The sequence below is a fragment of the Methylobacterium aquaticum genome, assembly GCF_001043915.1.
Taxonomy (GTDB): domain Bacteria; phylum Pseudomonadota; class Alphaproteobacteria; order Rhizobiales; family Beijerinckiaceae; genus Methylobacterium; species Methylobacterium aquaticum.
The window spans coordinates 1-916 of the sequence record NZ_LABX01000510.1 but is presented as its reverse complement, the minus strand read 5'-3'; the positions used below and the strand labels follow the sequence as shown (position 1 = coordinate 916).

Here is a 916-nt window from a genome sequence, read left to right as displayed (position 1 = left end):
CTTCCTGGACACCCTCAAGGACATCTACTACGCCGAAAAACAGATCCTCAAGGCACTGCCGCGGATGGCCAAGGCCGCCGAATCCGAGCAGTTGCGTGCGGCTTTCGAGAAGCACCATGACGAGACCGAAGGCCAGATCGATCGGCTTGAGCAGATCTTCGATCTGATGGGCAAGCCGGCGCGCGGCAAGAAGTGCGACGCCATCGAGGGCATCCTCGACGAAGGCAAGGAGATCATGGAAGAGTATGCCGACACGCCGGCGCTCGATCCGGGCCTAGTCTCTGCGGCCCAGGCGGTCGAGCACTACGAGATCGCGCGTTACGGCACACTAAAAGCATGGGCGACCAAGCTCAACATGAAGGACGCCGTCAAGCTCATCGACCAGACCCTGGCCGAGGAAAAGAAGACGGATGAAGCCCTCAGCAAGCTCGCCATCAGCGCCATCAATGCCGAGGCGGCCTGAGGAGACGCGCATGAAGCGAACTATTCTGGCTATTGCCATCAGTTGCGGGCTGACCCTGCCCGCGCTGGCCCAATCGGTCGGCGAGAAGACCGGTGTCAATTCCGTGCTTGGCGTCGCACCGAAAACGGAAGACTTCATCAAGGAAGTGGCCTTGAGCGACATGCTGGAGATCGAAGCAGCGAAGATCGCCCAGCAGAAGGGCAATGCGGCGGAAAAGAAGTTCGGCGACCAGATGATCACGGATCATACCAAGACCAGTACCGAGTTGAAGGCGTTGGTCAGCGGCGAGATGAAGGCTGCATTGCCGACCGGCCTCGACGACAGCTCACAGAAGAAGCTCGACGTGCTGCGCAACACCAAGCCGGACAATTTCGCCAGCGAATATGATCCGATGCAGGTCAGCGCCCACAAGGATGCGGTCTCACTGTTTGAACGCTACGCCAAGGGCGGCGA

General features: G+C 59.6%; 2 protein-coding genes. Both read left to right on the top strand.

Annotated elements, in window-relative coordinates; genetic code table 11:
• A partial coding sequence (locus tag VP06_RS33525; protein WP_063928505.1) for a YciE/YciF ferroxidase family protein occupies positions 1-463 on the top strand: 463 nt, incomplete at its 5' end.
• Positions 464-473: 10 nt separating this feature from the next.
• The coding region (locus VP06_RS33520; protein ID WP_048468155.1) for a DUF4142 domain-containing protein at positions 474-916 on the top strand (443 nt) is incomplete at its 3' end.